The following is a 16430-nucleotide window of genomic DNA, read 5'->3' as shown; positions in this document are numbered from 1 at the left end:
GCAACGAGCCTAGCTGCAACTGGGCTCATTAATTAAGGAAAACACCATGTTAAGAGTAAAGATATATCACCATACCTTTGGCGGTCATTTTGTATTAAACGACACGCTTACCGACCAACACATGCTGAGTGTTTTAGCCTCTGAGGACCCAAGCGGGACCATTTTAGATGGCGTAAACGGCAATGTACCAGCGGCGTTTTGTATTTTCCTAGGGCAAAGGTTATATCAGTGCAAGCAGATAGCCAAGGTTAATTTAGAGGTAAGTTTTACCAAAGAATTTACCAATCGTTTTGGGCACATAGCGACTTTATGCATTGATGACACCAAACCTTGGGACTTTGATATTGAGGAATTTGCGGTATTTCCAGAGCACCGAGTAGAACGTGTGGAGAATGCAGCATGAACCCTATGATTAAAGCAATCAAAACTGCGCAGCGAGCAGCAGGCATTGACCAGGTATGCCATGTGAAAAACGTTAAGCAAATTAGTGGCGGACTAACCAATAGCTGCACGGGGCTGACTCAAAACCAGCAACGCGCACTGCTCAAGCGCTATCAGCAAATGGTTCCTAAGCAAGAATTGCCAAAGCAACTCAAGCTAATTTATAGCCTTTGGGGCCAGCTGGCCCGCGCGGGAAAAGTGAAACAAGACTCAAAACAAGCATGTGATGCCTTTTGTGAGAAGTTTTGTGACGGTAAGCGCCTATATAATGCCGAAGGTCACTGGCAAGCAGTGACTGAGATATTAAAACAGTGGTTAAATCGTAAGGAGACGAATCATGCCTAAAGGCGAATCAATTGTTATCAACCCAGACAGGCCGCTTTTTGAAGAAGCGCAATACGACAACTTACCGCCAAGTATTAAGCGTATTGGTAAGCTTAGGACCAAATGGGATGAAACAAGAGAAATGCAGGCCGCATCAAATGAGTTCAGCATTGAGTCGCTCCTAGAGGAATTAGACGATGGCTGAGCATGAGTTAGATGTGTCTTTGCTACCACATGGGCTTAGATTATTTGTAGTAACTATGGGGCTGGATGATGCAGTAAAAGCCTTAAGTGAAGAGCAGGGCAACTTGTTTTTTATTCCCGATAAGCCAACGCCTAACCACGAATTTTGTAAGCGGTTTAGCGTTGATATGGCAAGGGCGTTATCTAACCATGCTGGTAGTACTTACCAAATACCAAAGTTGGACAAGATTTTAATCCAGCTAAGAAACATCAAGATAAGACAGGAGTTTAAGCAGGGCGCTTCTGTCCAAGATTTGGTTCGCCGCTATAAGTTGACCAGACAAATGATCAACATAATAGTGACCTCCGAAGCCAATGGCGCACCGATATTAGTAGGCGATGCGCACAAGCAAATGGAGTTGAAGTTGTAGGTGACAGCCCCAATATTTTTCAGTATTGGGGCCGCTCCATTTCAATTATTAGAATAACTAATATAAAATTCCTCGTCTCTATAAATATTACTGACGGCTTAAGGATGATTTCAGCACTTTCAAATATAGATCAAGATCAACTCAAGAAAGTTTCAACAAAAATGTTGGCTATTACCAGATGTGTTTTTCTTCAAAAAAACGATGCCCAAGAGATGCGCGAATTTAATTCAAATCACTTCTCTTGGTGGTATTCGTCTAAGTTCGATAAATACTCATTTGACCTGTCGATTATAGTCTGTAAACTACTTGGTTTAGCATGGGGGAGAGATTACGAGATAGTTAATAAGACTATTGAAGACTCATTGTACGAATCAGCTCAGAATAGACACCTTTTTTACACAGACGATATATTTCTGAAACAAAAAAAAACGTTGTTTGACTGTAAAGCTGTTGAAGACGCAACAAAATTTGGTTACTACCTAGCCGTCGGACTTATTATAAAGATGAAAGAATCATTGTTAGATTGGTGTGTCTTATACACTGCCCCTAGAATCTCTGGCGAATCTTTTAGCATTGCTTCTGAAAACCTTCATATTATCAATCGTTATGATAAAACTAAGTGGGATAGTCTTTTGAACAAAGGATTTCGTGTAGATTTTATCGACCCAGAATCAATGAATTACATAAATGGAGAACCTTCAAAACTTAGCCGATATAACTATGATTATATCTTCGTTTGTGAAGAAAAAGGGACTTTACAAGGGTCTAACTTTACGGCTTCAGTAAAATTGAGGATGCTTTTCTCTGTAGTGACCGCGATTTCAGAAGAACACCCTCGTATAAGATGCATGGAAGAGCCTCATTCATTATCTTTACAGCTAGCTCATTCGAGTAACTCATCTCACAGTATAACCACTAGAGTAATTGGTAAACTTTATCCTTACTTCGGTGAACAACTCATAATAACGCAACAAAGGGTTCAGAAAGTAAAGTTATGGTATGAACAGTTACGTAAACTTTCTAAGGAAGAACAAGATAAAATATCGAAATGTGCTCACTTTATTAATAAAGGTATGATGTCATCTGAGATAGAAGCATTTATCCATTTTTTTGTTTCCCTAGATGCTTTATTTGGTAAACAAGGTGAAGTTGAGAAATCAATTAAGATTGGCGTATCAAAGCTACCAAAAGAAGGTGGTTGGGATAAAAAAATAAAAGCATTGTTTAAATTAAGGAGCGACTTGGTTCATGGCGGCAGTCGTTTTATAGAGGAATGGGATGGGTACCTAAACTATAAATGTGAGCATAAATCTGAACCACGACAAGATGTTGAAAGCTTGGCTTACTTAGCTCTAGCCAAATGGCCGAGCATTGCCTTGTCTTTGAAGTAGGCTATTGAATTAGTTCCCAATTAACTTTAGCCTAAATCAGACCGCTGGTTTTTGTGAAACATTTTGACCTCATTTCCCACCTCTAATCATTCGGGTAGTACTTACCAAATACCAAAGGTGGTCAAGATTTTAGGCCAGCTTAGAAACACAAAATAAGACAGAAGTTTAAGTAGGGCGCTTCAATCCAAAATTTAGTAAGACGCTATAAGTTGACCAGACAATTGATCAACTTAATAGTGACCTCCGAAGCCGATGGCGCACCGATTTTGGTTGGCGATGCACACAAGCAAACGGAGTTTAAGTTGTAGGTTTGTGTTCAGCCTTCGTTGTTAGGTGTGGGGGCTGGTTCTGTTCCTAGTTCTTCAAGTACTTTGTTTACAAAGCTAGCATATGTGGACTTTGCTTTTTCACTATTTTGCTCGTGAATAGTTTTATACTCATCTGGGTCTATATCTAGACCAAGCTCAGCTCTCATACTTAAAATGATATCAGGCATTAGACTTGAAATTCGAATTGATTCATCAATACATTCTTTACTAAAAGCTAAGGTTCGGCGTTGAAATTTATCTTTGTTAATGTTTAGCTTGTCAATATAGCTTGGTGAAAAGTTTAGCTCCTCCAGCATCTTATCAGTCTCTTCTTGATCTTCTGGGGATTGCATTTTTAGTTTAAGTAGTTCTGCTACTTTTTCTTGGTGCTCTTTACACTTGACTGACAATTCATCTATGTGATTTTTTAGGTTTATTAAAGCTTGACGCTCCCAGATCAAATCTAAATGCTTGATAGCAATTTCTCCCCAAAACTGATTAATTGAGTTAACTGTTTCACTATCGCCAACCAATTGCACTTTTGCAATGCACTCAGAACAGTCTTTAGTTATATTAGAAAACTCATCATTTTCCTTGCTGAGTATGTGAAGAGAAGACACAACACTCCACTGATTATTGCACCTAGACCATATGGCGTCAAAATAGGTAGTAATTTTTCGAAGCTCATTGATGTTCCTTTCTGATATTTATAGATTGAGTCATTTTTGAATTTCAATTAATCTAGTTGAATTGTCTCTTAACATCAATTAAGTAAAACATTTTACACCTAAATTCCAACCTCTAATTTGCCAGACTAGCCATGTGATCAACCACATGTGGAAATGGCATGGAAAAACTAAAACAACAACTAATTGGCCATGAAGGATACGAGCATAAAGTCTATGTTTGCCCAGGTGGCTACCAATCGATAGGCGTTGGCAGAAACCTAGAGCACAGAGGGCTGACTGACGACGAAATCAATTACCTACTTAACAATGATATTGCCGATTTTACTGCCCAAGTAGAAAAGCACATTGATACCTCAAAATGTAACCCAGCCCGCAAAGCTGTTCTGATAAATATGGCCTTTAATCTTGGCATTCATGGCTTGTTAGCTTTTAAAAAAACCATCGCAGCTGTAGAGCGCGGTGACTGGGATAAAGCTGCAATTGAAATGTTCGATAGCCGCTGGGCTGTGCAAGTTGGTGAGCGAGCTGACCAGCTGGCTGAGCAAATGAAAACTGGGGAATGGTATGACGCCTGAACAAGAGAATCAGCTGTTCCAATCAATTGGCCAGATACAAGCTACTCAAACCTCTATATTAAACGAGGTCAGGCAGATTAAAACAGACCTCAATGCTCGCGTAGATAAGCTAGAAACACGCGTTGAGAAAATCGAAGACAAGGTAACGCACAACCGAATTAAAATTGCATCGATGGGTGGTGGCGCTGGGTTAGTCGTAGCCATAGCAGCTGAAGCGTTAAAACTCGGTGGGGGCTCTTGATGGCGCACCCAGAAGATAAAAAGAACGCGGTTAGACACAGCTATGTGAATGAGCTTTTGGCTTTATCGGTTGCAGCGATTAAACACACCGTTGCAGACAGCACAGCGAGGCGCTGGAAAAGTGAAGCCAAAGCGGCGGGTGACGATTGGGACTTAGCCAGAGCAGCCGCTCGCAAAGCAACGGGTCCTGCAGGTGAATTTACTCAAGACTTTATTGAAGAGTTTACCATTCAAACCAATGCGACCTTTGAGCTAATCAAACAAGACGAAGGGCTATCAATTGATGGTCGTATTAAAGCCCTTAATCAACTCAGTGATACATATACAAAAATCATGAAGCTCAGTGGCGGTAATAAGTCCATTGAAAAGCGTGCTGTTGCCGCCGATGTGCTTAAGAAACTCGCAAGCTTTGTATCTAAATATCACCCTGATTATGCGCAGCAATTGGTCGAGATTTTAACTGCGTTTGGTCCTCAACTTAGTAGCATGTTGGACGACTAATGGCCGATATCAGTAACAAAGAGTTCTTAGAAGAACTAGAACAAATTACAGCTGCGCTTAGGATTGATATTGAAGCTAAGCAACGCGATATTGACCCAAGCCCAGAAGCGATTTTAGAGCGAAGACAGCGCGTATTGGGCGGTGATTTTGAGTTCTTTGTTTATACCTATTTCCCGCATCATATGTGGCTAGATGAAGGCCAAAATCCCAGTGAGTTCCAGCAGTATTTTATGGATTGGTTTCCTGAAGCCATTGCTTTAGAAAACGGTTGGAAAAACTGGTTTGTAGCACCCCGAGGCGAAGGAAAATCAACACTTGGCGTTAAACTCGCACCTGTTTATGTCGCTGTTTTGGCGTTACTTCAAGACGAGGCAGTATGCAATGAACTAGGCCTTACAAAGCCTGAACTGTTTATAGATTACGCCATTTTGTTTGGCGCTGAAGCCAAAATGCCCGCTAAAACACTTGAGGTGGTTAAAACCGAGTTATTAAACAATGGTAACTTAATGCTCGACTTTCCGGAGGTTTGCCAAACATCACCCGTTTGGAAAATTGGTGAGTTTGTTACTGCACAAGGCGTTCGCTTCGAAAGCCGTGGTGCTGACCAGTCTGTTAGGGGCGCTTTCCATGGCGCAAGCCGCCCTAAGTTATTGCTGGCCGATGACATCATCACCGATAAAGAAGCACGCTCAGCAACTGAGCGGGATAGCCGCTGGGCTTTCCTTGAAGCCGCTGTACAGTACTTAGGCCCACCAGATGGTTCGGTTAAATTTTTAGGTGTTAACACCGTACTCAATAGCGACGACCCCATCTCTCGTGCAGAGCATGCACCTGGTCATTTAGTGCATAGGTTCAAGGCTATTTCACAGTTCCCAGAAAGAATGGATTTATGGGAGCAATGCCGTGAGCTTATGCTTTACAAAGACAAAGAGTTTGAGAAAAAGGCAGCAGCCAAAGGCCGAGCTGTTTCAAAAGAAGAAAAGCCCAGCTTTAAGTTTTGGCTCAAAAACAAAAGGCAGATGTCCAAAGCAGCTAAAACCAGTTGGCCTAGCGTACGGTCTCTGTATGACCTAATGGTGATGTGGGCATCGAACAAACGCGAATTTAATCGTGAAATGCAAGGTATAGCTAAATCAGACGAGGAACAAATTTTCTATCAATTTGAGTTTTGGGTAGACCGACTTAATCTCTGGAAACCATATGGTGCATGCGACCCATCAATGGGTAAAACCGCAAGTGCAGATCCAAGCGCATTAATGGTAGGTTTTTGGGCTCCTGAGCTTGCAAAACTGCATGTCGAACACGAAAGCCGCAAGGTACGTGGCCCAAGCAAATTACTAAACGATTTAATACGGCTGCAACGCGACTACAACTGCTTGGTATGGGGGTTTGAAAATAATAATGCGTTTGAATACATGCGCCAAAGCTACATAAAAGAAGGCCTTGAGCAAGGTATTGCATTACCACTTAGAGGCATAACTGCAACCGTGCCACAGGAAGAGCGGATCGAAAGCTTAGAGCCTTATATAACGAATTCACCAGCCCAAATTGCATTCCATAGCCGATGTAGGCAAACCATAGACGAGCTCGAAAACTGGCCTGATAAACAGAGTACCCACCATTACGATTTAAGCTGTGCACTCACACTACTGTGGATGGTTACAAGCACAGGCGCTGGCGGCATTCCAAAAGTGAGAAGTCGAAAAGTGACCAAACCAATAGGGGGCTATCATGTCTAAACCCCACCTTTCATACAAAGGCTATCGCGCACTACAAAAAGCCTTTTCGATGAGTAAAACAGACCCCGCTTTATGGGCGATGATGCGCGAATTGCCAAACCCCGACCCGATCTTACGAAAAGCGGGTAAAAGCTCGCTGATATATGACGAGATAGCCCGTGATGCACATGTAATCGGTGAATTACGCAGTTTGCGCTCTGGTATGTTCGCATTTAACGCGGAACTGGTGCCAGGTGGAGATGATTCAGCAAGCATGAAAAGTTATGAGATTGCCAAAGCATTAATGGCCTCAAGCCCAGCTAAAAATACACAGTGGATGGACATTGATTGGCACAACTACATCGCGATTTTACATGGCTTTGCGGTCACACATTTAGGCAAGTTTGAGAAAAGCGACAATGCCTGGATACCCAGTACGATTGAGCAATGGCCAGCAGGGCGCTTTGCTTTTAATTCAGATCACGAGCTCCTTGTTAAAACACGTGAACACCCAGAGGGTGAGCCCATCAATGAGGACCGCTGGACATGTGTTAGGCATATGCCAGAGGCCAAAAACCCCTATGGTATTGCGCTTTTAAGTAGCTGCTTTTGGCCTTGGATGTTTAAGCATGGTGGCTTTAAGTTTTTTGTTCAGTTGTGTGAGCGTTTTGGTGTGCCGTTTCCCGTTGGGAAATACCGCCCAGGCATGCAAGACAAAGATATAGATGAACTGGTTGAGGGTTTAGCAAAGCTGCTGACTGACGGTATTGCCGTCATCCCAGATGATTCGAGTTTAGACATTATCGAAAGCAAAATGTCGGGTGAGCCAGTCCAGTTGCAGCTTATCAATTTATGTAACTCAGAAATGAGTAAAGCGCTGACTTCTCAAACGCTTGCCACTGAGCAAAAAGCCGGTGCCCGTGCTGCCAGTGAAACACATGCTAAACGTGCAGGTGAAAATCAACGCGCTGATAGGGCGTTGGTTTCTGGCTATCGAAATCAACTACTCGAAACCATCCATAAAGTGAATTTTGATGGGGGTGAACCACCTAAATATGTCTGGCGAGACAAGAAAGAGATCAACCTAGAAACGGTTAACGTCATTCGTGAATCAGCCAAAATGGTGCCTGTTTCAGAGGACTACGTTTACAATACTTTGGGCATTCCAAAGCCTCAAAAAGGCGAAGAACTGTTAGAAATAAAAGACGATGGTCAAGGCATCGCTAGCGCACCAAAGCAAGACTTTTCGAGTGACAAACAGGGCGCTGACATCCCTAATTTTGATGAGTTTGACCAGGCAACTGACGCCGAAATAAAGAAGATTTTTGAGTTTGCCAAACAAGCAAACAACCTCGACGAACTAAAACAAAACATCCTCAATGAGTTCCCAAATATATCTAATTCAGCCTTAGCAGAAGTAGCCACAAAGGCCCTTGAATTGGAGGTTTTACAAGGAATGAGTGAGGCAAATCAACAGGAGATTTAACCTTATGAATGCGATTCCCGAAGGCTTTTTAAAAGATGGTAAAGGCAATTTAGTTGCACTCGCGAACGTGAAGCAAACTGACCTAATAAAGGATGAATTTGTCAAAAAAGCCATTGAACTTGCAGAGAAACAGCAACAAGCGCTCGCCGATTTTAAGCACCAACAAATGGAAGAAGCTGACGACTTTTTAGAGCTGCTCGCACAAGAGCATGGTGTAAATTTAGGGGGCAAAAAAGGCAATTTAACACTGCGTTCTTTTGACCATTCATTGTCTGTGAAAATACAAATTCAGGAGCGAATTGAACTGGGTCCTGAGCTACAAATCGCCAAAGAAATGATAGATAAATGCATTAGCGAATGGACTGAAGGCGGCAATCAAAACATCAAAGCGATCGTCAATAAAGTGTTCTCAACTGACAAGCAAGGCACCATCAATCCGCAGCGTATTTTGAGTCTTCGTAAGCTAGAAATTCAAGACGAAACAGGCAAATGGCAAAAGGCCATGGACATCATTGCTGAGTCTGTAAACACAATTGATAGCTGTCGATTTATCCGGTTTTACAAGCGAGATGAGCAGGGCGCTGATCAAGCAATTTCTCTAGATATAGCTAAATTGTGAGGCTGATATGACCATTAATAAAGAAGCATGGGATGTAATTACAGAACACCTTGCAGGCCTTTTTCCAACAGTCGAGTTCCAACTGGGCAGTTATATAATTAAGGTAAAGCGCAGCTTTCCTACTGAGTCAACATCAACGTTAGCTGTTTATATTGACGACTTCATTAAAGGTGAGTGGATACACAATACTGAAAATCGGCCTACTTGCATTGAATCTGTTTGGAAGAAAAAAACTAGAGCATATTACACCCCCAAACAGGTCAAAAGGCTTGAGAAGGATTTCGGCAAAAGAGATGCAAAAAAGTACTTCCCAAACTTACATAACAAATATGAATATCTTCACCCATATTTTTCGACATCAAACGTACTAGTAAATCAATTCAAGAAAATTGAAGGCCTTAAATTGCTCTCAATTGATTGCGAATCTTACGAAGAATATGTAAGTCATCATGCCTGATACAACACCTCAATATGGCCAACTCGTAAAATTCGACGAGGCCATTTCAAATCTAAAATCAAAAGTTCAAATACCAACGGAGTCATATAAAGATTTACTAGGCCACATTCATGCCCGTGCATTTACCGTTGCCGGTGCAACTAAAACTGAATTGTTAAACGACTTATATAAAGCCGTACTTGCAGCGATTGAAAATGGCGAGACGATCACAGAATTTAGAGCGCGCTTTGATAAAGCAGTTTCAAAACATGGTTGGTCATACAATGGAAAACGCGGTTGGCGTACTCAAGTAATTTATCAAAACAATAAAAACACCGCGCGAGCTGCTGGCCGATGGCAACAGCAAGAACGATTAAAACATCGCAGGCCATATCTTTTATATTTAACTGCAGGAGACTCGCGAGTAAGACCGCAACATAATGCTTGGAATTATATACTTTTACCAATTGAACATAATTTCTGGAACACGCATTATCCGCCGAACGGCTGGAACTGCAGGTGTAAAGTAGTGAGCTTAAGTGATGCCGACATCAAACGTATGGGGTTAACTGTTACACCAGATTCCGCACTTAAGAATTATCAAAAACCATTTACTGAAGTTGACCCAACAACCGGTGAAGAACTGGAGCGATTGCCAGGCATTGATCTCGGTTGGGATTACAATCCAGGTCTGGCATGGTTGGGCGCAGACAAAGCAACGGGCCAGATGTTAGCGAAACTCGATCACCAAATAAGAGAGGTCGCCACACCGATTTTTAATAACGCTATTAATGAAGGCCAAAGTTATTTTAAATCTCAAGTTGCGACGATTGCAGCTAAGCAGTCACTTGGTAAAGCAGAGTCTGGAACAAAATTGACGCTAGGGCACTTACATCCAAATTTATTTAAAACCGTTTTGGATATTGCGCCCGAAACAAAAAGCACTTTGGTAGTTATCGATGAAGCCATGATAAAAACGGCGATTCAATTAATTGGGTTTGAGCAAACCACACAGTTAATGAAGCTAATTCAAACTCAAGCCGATTCCACATTTAACCAAAGTGTTGTGCAGTACGTGGTAAATGGAATTTTGATTACCGTTGAGGTTGGCTCGGATATGAATCGCGTGGTCGCTGTTAAACAAGTTGATGTTTAAAGCGTATTTAAAGTCAGTTTAAAGGGCGTTTAAACGTTTTTAAAAATGGCGATTATTAGTCTAATTCTAAACGTATTGTGAGCAGGAATGAGCGCAGAATGATATGGAATGAGCGGGTTTTGTCTAAAAACAAATGTATTTTTGGTTTTTGGGATTTTGACTCGAAAATTTCAGAGGTCCAGTGATTATGGGGCTTTCAGAGGAATCGAAAGTTGAATTTCATAGTTTGGTTAATTCTAGAAATGAACGACCCCTTACAGCAGGATAAAGCATACGACTGAGTTTGCAAACTTTCCAATTCCTTTAGGTGCAGAGTGGATTCATGTAGACACAAAAGTTCTAAAGGAAATAGTTGATAATGATTTGGTTGATATTGATATAAAAACGACGATGTATGATCCGGGAGTTGACTATGTTCTCTACGAAGGAGAACGACTTAGCCTAGATACATTTGGGGTGATAGAAGATAGTAAGTTTGTTAACTCGACTTGGTTTGACTTTTTTAAACGCTACATTGTACCGTCTGTTGAGGAACATATTATATTTGATTCTATTGTTACTAAAATTGATTACTCAAATGAAGAAATCAAAGTAGCAACGTCGAATTCAATTGATTCTGCATCTCGAGTTATTGTGACTGTTCCTGTTAAAGTACTACAGCAAAACATGATTACGTTTGTTCCTAAGTTGCCACTTAGAAAACAAAATGCGATTGATAAAGTAAGTGTCTGGGGTGGGATTAAAACATTTATCGAATTTTCAGAAAAGTTTTACCCAGCACTTATTGGTTTTGAAGTTAACGCATCGTCCGGAGAAAAGTTGTATTATGATGTTGCATATGGACAAGTCACAACTCAACATATTCTAGGACTGTTTGCTGTTGGCAATGAGTCATCTCCCTATGTTGAATTAAGTGACGACAAATTAATAAAATACATTCTAGATGAACTAGATACGTTGTTTGATGGCAAAGCAACGGAGCACTATATTAAACATATTTCCCAAAACTGGAATGAAGAGCCAAACGTACATAGCGCCTATGTATCTAACAACGAGAGTTGGCGGACAGTAAAAGAACTTGGAGCAAATGTAGATGGGCGATTATTTTTTGCTGGCGAGGCATATACAGATGGTAAAGATTGGGGGTCGGTTCATGCTGCGGTGTATTCAGCGAAGCAAGCAGTTAAAGAAATTGTCCATTCGTAATTCATAAAATGGCAACGCCTCATTAATGTCCGATACCGTCTAGTATAGGACATAGCACACTCAAAAAACATTGCTGTACGTTCATATGGTAAGGGTATAAGTTTGACACTTATTGCATTTATATGATTTAACATAATATAAATTATAGGATGTAAAGTGTGTTAGACTTGTACTTTTAACTATGAGACCTAATACCTTCTTTTTGACATCACTTAAGTCAAAAATATCTTCGAACTTTCCTCCAATACTAAACTGCATTTTCACAAGTCTTTATTTTTATCAGCGTCCTTATACTTATGAATTTTACTACTCTTGAATTTCCAAGCACTACTTAACCAATCAGATAAAAATATAGCAAACTGTTTCCTGTTGACTGGTAATGATTTACAAAGCCAAAAATATACTTCACAGTCTTGAGCAGCATCTTCACTTGGATCTATATAAACGCTACCAAAACATTTCTTAGAATCAATACTGATGACTGAATAAGCAAAAGCTTTTTCTGATTCAAATTCCAAATGGTGAACGCGCAAACTATTTAAGTTTTGTTGAAAAGTCATTTTTGGGTCTGGCCAAGGATCGTTGTCTCCAAAAATACCCGTCAGTCTATCCATGTTTAACAAAACAGCTGAATAATCAATCTCCGCAACAGAAGCGTTAAGAGGTACCAGCTTCAATTGATGAGCTATGTTTTTAATATCTGTTATTTTAAAAATATGATTTTGTGGGACTTGTACTTTATTACGTGATAAATGTTTTGAAAATTCTTGCATCACTACATCCAAACTTAAACAAATAGCTCTATTTAACATAAATAAGAGCGCGTATGTTTTTTATTCTATACGTGCTCTTTTCGTGAGCATTTAGTGTAATGCAGCACTAAATGGGATGCTTTCACAAATTTGCGCTTCAGCAATTAATATTTCTTCTAGTCTTGCGTCAATCACCGCTTTGTCAAAATATTCATACCCTAGCTCGACAAATAGGTTCTTATGCTTTTCTTCAGACTTTGCAATTGCCACGTAGAAATCTTTATCTTTGCCTTCAGGTAGAGCTTCGGCAACCAACGAAAATCTCTCGTGTCCTCTTGCTTCAATTACAGCTGCAACCAACAAACGATCAATTAAGAATTCATCACTACCTTGGCGAAACAAACCTCGCATCTTTTTGATATATGGGTCTTGCTTGTCATTTCCTAATGCCAGCCCTCTTTCATTAATTAATTTTAAAACTTGCTTAAAATGTATCATCTCTTCAATTGCAAGATCAGCCATTGCTTTAACAAGTTTTGTTCTATCAGGGTAATGGCCTAGCATAGACATAGCCATGCCCGAAGCTTTCTTTTCTGCGGCAGCATGATCTTGTAAAAAAGTAACAAAATCTTCCATTACTTTATGAGTCCACTCAAATGGTGTGTGGTACTTTAATTCAAACATTCTCTATTATTCTCAATAAGGATTAATGGCTCTATTGTACTCAACACAGCTCAATTTTTTAAGTTACATTTTAGTATCGGACATTACTTTTTAAAGCAATAAAGAGTAGAGTCTTTGTCTACTTTCCCAAGCCGAGTTGACTCTACTTTTAGTGGATGCCTGATTTCATTCCAGGCTGTGACCTTTCCCATTTTATTTAAATGAGGAATATCTATATTTGATACATTCAAAAACTCAGCTAATTTTTGACCACTATCTTCATGGGCCAAATTTACAAACAGGCAGTCAGCATTTGTTTTATTTATAAATGAAGTAACATTAAGCTTATGATTGTTATAACAATTGATTAGATACGTATCATCTAAAATGTTGTCAGCATTCAGGTTTGGAAAGGTGTTCAAATAGCAGCGCTTGAGAGTCTCATTAAAGCCCCCTCCTTGCTCAATTAGCTTAGGTAGCATCCGAGTTAGAAGTCTTTGAATAGATGGCACCCACAAAGACAGATCCCTCTCGAGATAGATAAAACGACTGTTTGGAAATAATTGATAGAGCTTTTCAAAGTCGTTAAACACTGGTGTATCGGCGATAAGTTGAGCGCTTTTAATGGCGCTCTTTGTATATGCGGTATGAGCTGTTTTAAAGCCCAAACCTAAGCTTGCTACGCAAAGACTCGTTGTGCCTGTTCGTGGCAAGCCTAAAACAAAGTATTTGTTTTTCATGAAAAGTATAAAAAGCCATTAAATAGCGCTAAGCCTATGAGCGTTAAAAATGTCATAAGCATTCCTATCACTCGAGTTTGTATGTAAGACTTATTTAGTGCCAAAGCGTGTAAAAATCTACCAATTAGAAATGTGCTAGCAAAAATAATCAACCAAACCGAACTTACATTTTGATACTCGAGGATAAAAATCAAAATAACTGCTAAAGGTGTATATTCAATAAAATTGGCATGAGCGCGAATTGCAGTAATTAAATCACTGTGACCAGCATCCCCAATTCCAACTTTATATCGTCTTCTAAGCTTTATCACATCAAGACTGAGTTTAATGTAAAAGAGAGTACAAATTGCAGCAAATAAACCTGTAAACATGATGATATCCCCTATTCAATTTCCATATATATAATTAGTAATTATTGTATAGGGGATTGTAGATTTATTGGCAGCTAAATAGAACCAATTTTATAATTAATCTATGTAATAAACCGCGTAAACTTCGGCTTTTAGTGTTGTGTCACCTACATTATAGGCATCTTTCACACTCATTGTTTCTGCAGCCATCATTTTTCCTCTTGCATATGGTTGAACAGGTACGTTCATTGGAGAAAATGAGACTGAATACAAATCACCAACTTTGACACCAAACCCGTCTGCTAATTCTTTAGCGCCCAGTCTTGCCTGTTTAATTGCAGACGCTTTTAGCTTTTTCATTACCTCTTCTTTGTCTTCAACAATAAATTGAGTATTGTTAAACTGATTGATGCCACTATCGACAAACGCTTGTAAAAGCTCAGGATATCTTTCAACTTCTTTTAATCTTAAAGTTAAATTTCTCGATACTTTAAAGCCGTCAAACTCTTCTACGTTAGTGGTCCTATTGTATCGAGTTTGTTTATATACATTCAGTTGTTCAGCGTAAATATGTTTGCTCTCAACTCCAAAGCGTTTTGCAATTTCTATTGCGCGCGCCATTACATCATCTACTTTTGATTTCGCAAACTGCAGATTTTTGTTCTTTTCATTAATCGCTACATTCACAATTGCAGTATCAGGCGCTACAGCCTGCTCAGCATAACCTTTTACATATAAATGTGGTGAAGTAGGAAGGCTTCCTGCAATTGCGGAAGTGCTTAATAAAACAGACATAACGGCAGTAACTAATCGCATGGGTGCTCCAAATATACTCTAGACAGTTTACTATTATGGACCCTATTGAAACATATACCCATTAATCAACCCTGAATAACCATTAATCCCTTTAAGCGCTCTAAACAAAAAAGGGCCAGTAAGGCCCTTAAGGTTGAGTTTTGGACAAATTACTTGTAGCTAGTGTGGTCAACTACTAAGTTAATGTCGTTTTCTCCTGTAATTTCCCAAACAGTAAGACGCTCAGTCGTACCAGCTGGGTTGTTGCAAGAAACTTCTTGTCTAAAAATGCGCGAATTTGACTTATATAACACGTCACTTACCGCAAAGTGGTTAGTGTGGAAAAGCGGCGTTGAGTCATAGCCATTAAACACTTTTGAGTAAGAACCTTCGCCTGCTGTTGCAGTACAATAGCCATCTTTAGTGCCGTTATTGATATGAAGCGACGAAGTGTAACTTACCTCGTTGTACCAACCTGCTCCGCCGCAGTGTTGTGCAGGACCACTGCAATCTGGCTTGTTCCATGGACCAACGCCTACTAGCTGTGCATCCCAAGTAATTTTTGGTAGTGCTGGAATTTTGTGTTTAACTACAAATTGTTCGCCACTCGCTGATTCACAATTCATCGCTAATACGCGAGTACGTTGTAGTTGCTCGTCAGTGAAGTTACCTTGTAGGAAGATTGAATCAACAGTATACGCTTGTGCTCCACCAGGAGTTGTGCCAACTGGAGCAATTACTTGACCTGTTATTTCGTCGTAAACAACACCAGTCTCACATTTGTCGTAAGCATCGTTACGGAACAACCAACCATTAAATGTACGAGCGTGCAAAGAATCAGTAACGATACGATTCACTACACCTGCTGTGTACTTTGACTCACGATTGTATCCATCTAAATCTTCTACTGTAACGCTAGCTACTGCGCTATCTACTGCTAGTAAAGAAACCATGGCTGCGAGAAGTTGGATTTTCATTTTTTATTCCCTATATAACTTTAAGTTACTAAAATAGTCCTTTCAAAATAATGAAAGGTGTTTGCTAGAAATTAATAAGCGATTGCTCTTAATCTTGTTTAAATCACGTCGAGTTATTGCATGCTCGGCGTTAAGTTCGAGATGAAATTTAGCGGTAAAAAATTTGACTGTAAATGGCATAAAAATATGATGATGAGCTGTTCTAAAAGGTAAAGCGAAGTTAAATTTGAAATATTATTTTCGTGATAAAAAAGAAAGAAAAACCAATTATGAAATAAGAAAAAGCCTATTTTTCATTGTCTTAAGTGAGAAGATAAGGAAAAGGACACAAATATGTATATTCTGGAATTGTTAGTTTTATAAAATTGAATAAGTATTGTGATTATGATCTAATTATACGATCTTCGCAGTTTGTTTATAAAACACTTGCCAAATTAAATTAAAAAATA

General features: G+C 39.8%; 21 protein-coding genes. 14 read left to right on the top strand and 7 right to left on the bottom strand.

The window, feature by feature from the left end; translation table 11 throughout:
• Positions 1-46 precede the first annotated feature (46 nt).
• The 5 genes from N475_RS09435 to N475_RS09415 all read left to right on the top strand — a co-directional run bounded on the left by N475_RS09435 (position 47) and on the right by N475_RS09415 (position 2770).
• Positions 47-403 carry a hypothetical protein gene (locus N475_RS09435; RefSeq protein WP_063365124.1) on the top strand — a complete coding sequence of 119 codons (357 nt, stop codon included), beginning with the start codon at positions 47-49 and terminating at the stop codon, positions 401-403.
• Complete coding sequence (locus tag N475_RS09430) at positions 400-786, top strand: phage protein GemA/Gp16 family protein (RefSeq protein ID WP_063365123.1); 387 nt, start codon at positions 400-402, stop codon at positions 784-786. The genes N475_RS09435 and N475_RS09430 overlap by 4 nt, the downstream gene beginning before the upstream one ends.
• The gene (locus N475_RS09425) at positions 779-970 is read left to right on the top strand and encodes a hypothetical protein (protein ID WP_063365122.1); all 192 of its coding nucleotides are present in this window, start codon (positions 779-781) and stop codon (positions 968-970) included. The genes N475_RS09430 and N475_RS09425 overlap by 8 nt, the downstream gene beginning before the upstream one ends.
• Complete coding sequence (locus N475_RS09420; RefSeq protein WP_063365121.1) at positions 963-1379, top strand: Mor transcription activator family protein; 417 nt, start codon at positions 963-965, stop codon at positions 1377-1379. The genes N475_RS09425 and N475_RS09420 overlap by 8 nt, the downstream gene beginning before the upstream one ends.
• Positions 1380-1483: 104 nt before the next feature.
• A complete protein-coding gene (locus N475_RS09415; RefSeq protein ID WP_063365120.1) occupies positions 1484-2770 on the top strand; it encodes a HEPN domain-containing protein in 1287 nt (428 codons plus the stop codon).
• A 316-nt stretch (positions 2771-3086) separates the two neighbouring features.
• Here N475_RS09415 and N475_RS09410 read toward each other — a convergent pair whose 3' ends face one another.
• Positions 3087-3698 carry a hypothetical protein gene (locus N475_RS09410; protein ID WP_063365119.1) on the bottom strand — a complete coding sequence of 204 codons (612 nt, stop codon included), beginning with the start codon at positions 3696-3698 and terminating at the stop codon, positions 3087-3089.
• 227 nt (positions 3699-3925) lie between these two features.
• On the opposite strand from N475_RS09410, the gene N475_RS09405 reads away from it, so the two are divergent.
• The 9 genes from N475_RS09405 to N475_RS09365 all read left to right on the top strand — a co-directional run bounded on the left by N475_RS09405 (position 3926) and on the right by N475_RS09365 (position 11704).
• Entirely contained in the window at positions 3926-4342 is a 417-nt protein-coding gene (locus N475_RS09405; protein ID WP_063365118.1) for a glycoside hydrolase family protein, read from the top strand.
• Complete coding sequence (locus N475_RS09400) at positions 4332-4583, top strand: hypothetical protein (RefSeq protein ID WP_063365117.1); 252 nt, start codon at positions 4332-4334, stop codon at positions 4581-4583. Before N475_RS09405 ends, N475_RS09400 begins: the two co-directional genes overlap by 11 nt.
• Entirely contained in the window at positions 4583-5083 is a 501-nt protein-coding gene (locus N475_RS09395; RefSeq protein ID WP_063365116.1) for a DUF1804 family protein, read from the top strand. The genes N475_RS09400 and N475_RS09395 overlap by 1 nt, the downstream gene beginning before the upstream one ends.
• Positions 5083-6822: a hypothetical protein gene (locus N475_RS09390; RefSeq protein WP_063365115.1), complete on the top strand. Its 1740-nt coding sequence runs from the start codon at positions 5083-5085 to the stop codon at positions 6820-6822. The genes N475_RS09395 and N475_RS09390 overlap by 1 nt, the downstream gene beginning before the upstream one ends.
• Complete coding sequence (locus N475_RS09385) at positions 6815-8287, top strand: phage portal protein family protein (RefSeq protein WP_063365114.1); 1473 nt, start codon at positions 6815-6817, stop codon at positions 8285-8287. The genes N475_RS09390 and N475_RS09385 overlap by 8 nt, the downstream gene beginning before the upstream one ends.
• A 4-nt stretch (positions 8288-8291) precedes the next feature.
• Positions 8292-8906, top strand: a complete 615-nt coding sequence (locus N475_RS09380) for a DUF3164 family protein (protein WP_063365113.1) — start codon at positions 8292-8294, stop codon at positions 8904-8906.
• A gap of 7 nt (positions 8907-8913) precedes the next feature.
• Positions 8914-9363 (top strand): hypothetical protein, encoded by a 450-nt coding sequence (locus N475_RS09375; RefSeq protein WP_063365112.1) that lies wholly within the window; start codon positions 8914-8916, stop codon positions 9361-9363.
• The gene (locus N475_RS09370; protein ID WP_063365111.1) at positions 9356-10498 is read left to right on the top strand and encodes a phage head morphogenesis protein; all 1143 of its coding nucleotides are present in this window, start codon (positions 9356-9358) and stop codon (positions 10496-10498) included. Before N475_RS09375 ends, N475_RS09370 begins: the two co-directional genes overlap by 8 nt.
• Positions 10499-10861: 363 nt before the next feature.
• Positions 10862-11704, top strand: a complete 843-nt coding sequence (locus N475_RS09365; protein ID WP_081232404.1) for a flavin monoamine oxidase family protein — start codon at positions 10862-10864, stop codon at positions 11702-11704.
• A gap of 260 nt (positions 11705-11964) precedes the next feature.
• Here N475_RS09365 and N475_RS09360 read toward each other — a convergent pair whose 3' ends face one another.
• The 6 genes from N475_RS09360 to N475_RS09335 form a co-directional block, all read right to left on the bottom strand.
• Entirely contained in the window at positions 11965-12477 is a 513-nt protein-coding gene (locus N475_RS09360) for a hypothetical protein (protein ID WP_063365109.1), read from the bottom strand.
• A gap of 90 nt (positions 12478-12567) precedes the next feature.
• A complete protein-coding gene (locus N475_RS09355; RefSeq protein WP_063365108.1) occupies positions 12568-13140 on the bottom strand; it encodes a MiaE family protein in 573 nt (190 codons plus the stop codon).
• Between the two features lie 83 nt (positions 13141-13223).
• Entirely contained in the window at positions 13224-13859 is a 636-nt protein-coding gene (locus N475_RS09350) for a sulfotransferase (RefSeq protein ID WP_063365107.1), read from the bottom strand.
• A complete protein-coding gene (locus tag N475_RS09345; RefSeq protein WP_063365106.1) occupies positions 13856-14230 on the bottom strand; it encodes an MAPEG family protein in 375 nt (124 codons plus the stop codon). Before N475_RS09345 ends, N475_RS09350 begins: the two co-directional genes overlap by 4 nt.
• A gap of 96 nt (positions 14231-14326) precedes the next feature.
• On the bottom strand, positions 14327-15025 hold the full coding sequence (locus tag N475_RS09340) for an SIMPL domain-containing protein (protein WP_063357633.1): 699 nt from the start codon (positions 15023-15025) through the stop codon (positions 14327-14329).
• A 149-nt stretch (positions 15026-15174) separates the two neighbouring features.
• The gene (locus tag N475_RS09335; RefSeq protein WP_063357632.1) at positions 15175-15981 is read right to left on the bottom strand and encodes a hypothetical protein; all 807 of its coding nucleotides are present in this window, start codon (positions 15979-15981) and stop codon (positions 15175-15177) included.
• Between the last annotated feature and the right edge of the window lie 449 nt (positions 15982-16430).

It is taken from the genome of Pseudoalteromonas luteoviolacea DSM 6061, assembly GCF_001625655.1.
Taxonomy (GTDB): domain Bacteria; phylum Pseudomonadota; class Gammaproteobacteria; order Enterobacterales; family Alteromonadaceae; genus Pseudoalteromonas; species Pseudoalteromonas luteoviolacea.
The sequence above is the reverse complement of the archived record's forward strand: the minus strand, read 5'-3'. Positions and strand labels throughout refer to the sequence as shown.

What these genes read in the sequence shown, in the direction of transcription:
- N475_RS09420 (WP_063365121.1), top strand. Translation starts at nt 963, where the DNA reads ATGGCTGAGCATGAGTTAGATGTGTCTTTGCTACCACATGGGCTTAGA.
- N475_RS09405 (WP_063365118.1), top strand. Translation starts at nt 3,926, where the DNA reads ATGGAAAAACTAAAACAACAACTAATTGGCCATGAAGGATACGAGCAT.
- N475_RS09380 (WP_063365113.1), top strand. Translation starts at nt 8,292, where the DNA reads ATGAATGCGATTCCCGAAGGCTTTTTAAAAGATGGTAAAGGCAATTTA.
- N475_RS09355 (WP_063365108.1), bottom strand. Translation starts at nt 13,140, where the DNA reads ATGTTTGAATTAAAGTACCACACACCATTTGAGTGGACTCATAAAGTA.
- N475_RS09335 (WP_063357632.1), bottom strand. Translation starts at nt 15,981, where the DNA reads ATGAAAATCCAACTTCTCGCAGCCATGGTTTCTTTACTAGCAGTAGAT.
- N475_RS09395 (WP_063365116.1), top strand. Translation starts at nt 4,583, where the DNA reads ATGGCGCACCCAGAAGATAAAAAGAACGCGGTTAGACACAGCTATGTG.
- N475_RS09360 (WP_063365109.1), bottom strand. Translation starts at nt 12,477, where the DNA reads ATGCAAGAATTTTCAAAACATTTATCACGTAATAAAGTACAAGTCCCA.
- N475_RS09385 (WP_063365114.1), top strand. Translation starts at nt 6,815, where the DNA reads ATGTCTAAACCCCACCTTTCATACAAAGGCTATCGCGCACTACAAAAA.
- N475_RS09430 (WP_063365123.1), top strand. Translation starts at nt 400, where the DNA reads ATGAACCCTATGATTAAAGCAATCAAAACTGCGCAGCGAGCAGCAGGC.
- N475_RS09375 (WP_063365112.1), top strand. Translation starts at nt 8,914, where the DNA reads ATGACCATTAATAAAGAAGCATGGGATGTAATTACAGAACACCTTGCA.
- N475_RS09350 (WP_063365107.1), bottom strand. Translation starts at nt 13,859, where the DNA reads ATGAAAAACAAATACTTTGTTTTAGGCTTGCCACGAACAGGCACAACG.
- N475_RS09400 (WP_063365117.1), top strand. Translation starts at nt 4,332, where the DNA reads ATGACGCCTGAACAAGAGAATCAGCTGTTCCAATCAATTGGCCAGATA.
- N475_RS09370 (WP_063365111.1), top strand. Translation starts at nt 9,356, where the DNA reads ATGCCTGATACAACACCTCAATATGGCCAACTCGTAAAATTCGACGAG.
- N475_RS09340 (WP_063357633.1), bottom strand. Translation starts at nt 15,025, where the DNA reads ATGCGATTAGTTACTGCCGTTATGTCTGTTTTATTAAGCACTTCCGCA.
- N475_RS09345 (WP_063365106.1), bottom strand. Translation starts at nt 14,230, where the DNA reads ATGTTTACAGGTTTATTTGCTGCAATTTGTACTCTCTTTTACATTAAA.
- N475_RS09435 (WP_063365124.1), top strand. Translation starts at nt 47, where the DNA reads ATGTTAAGAGTAAAGATATATCACCATACCTTTGGCGGTCATTTTGTA.
- N475_RS09390 (WP_063365115.1), top strand. Translation starts at nt 5,083, where the DNA reads ATGGCCGATATCAGTAACAAAGAGTTCTTAGAAGAACTAGAACAAATT.
- N475_RS09425 (WP_063365122.1), top strand. Translation starts at nt 779, where the DNA reads ATGCCTAAAGGCGAATCAATTGTTATCAACCCAGACAGGCCGCTTTTT.
- N475_RS09415 (WP_063365120.1), top strand. Translation starts at nt 1,484, where the DNA reads ATGATTTCAGCACTTTCAAATATAGATCAAGATCAACTCAAGAAAGTT.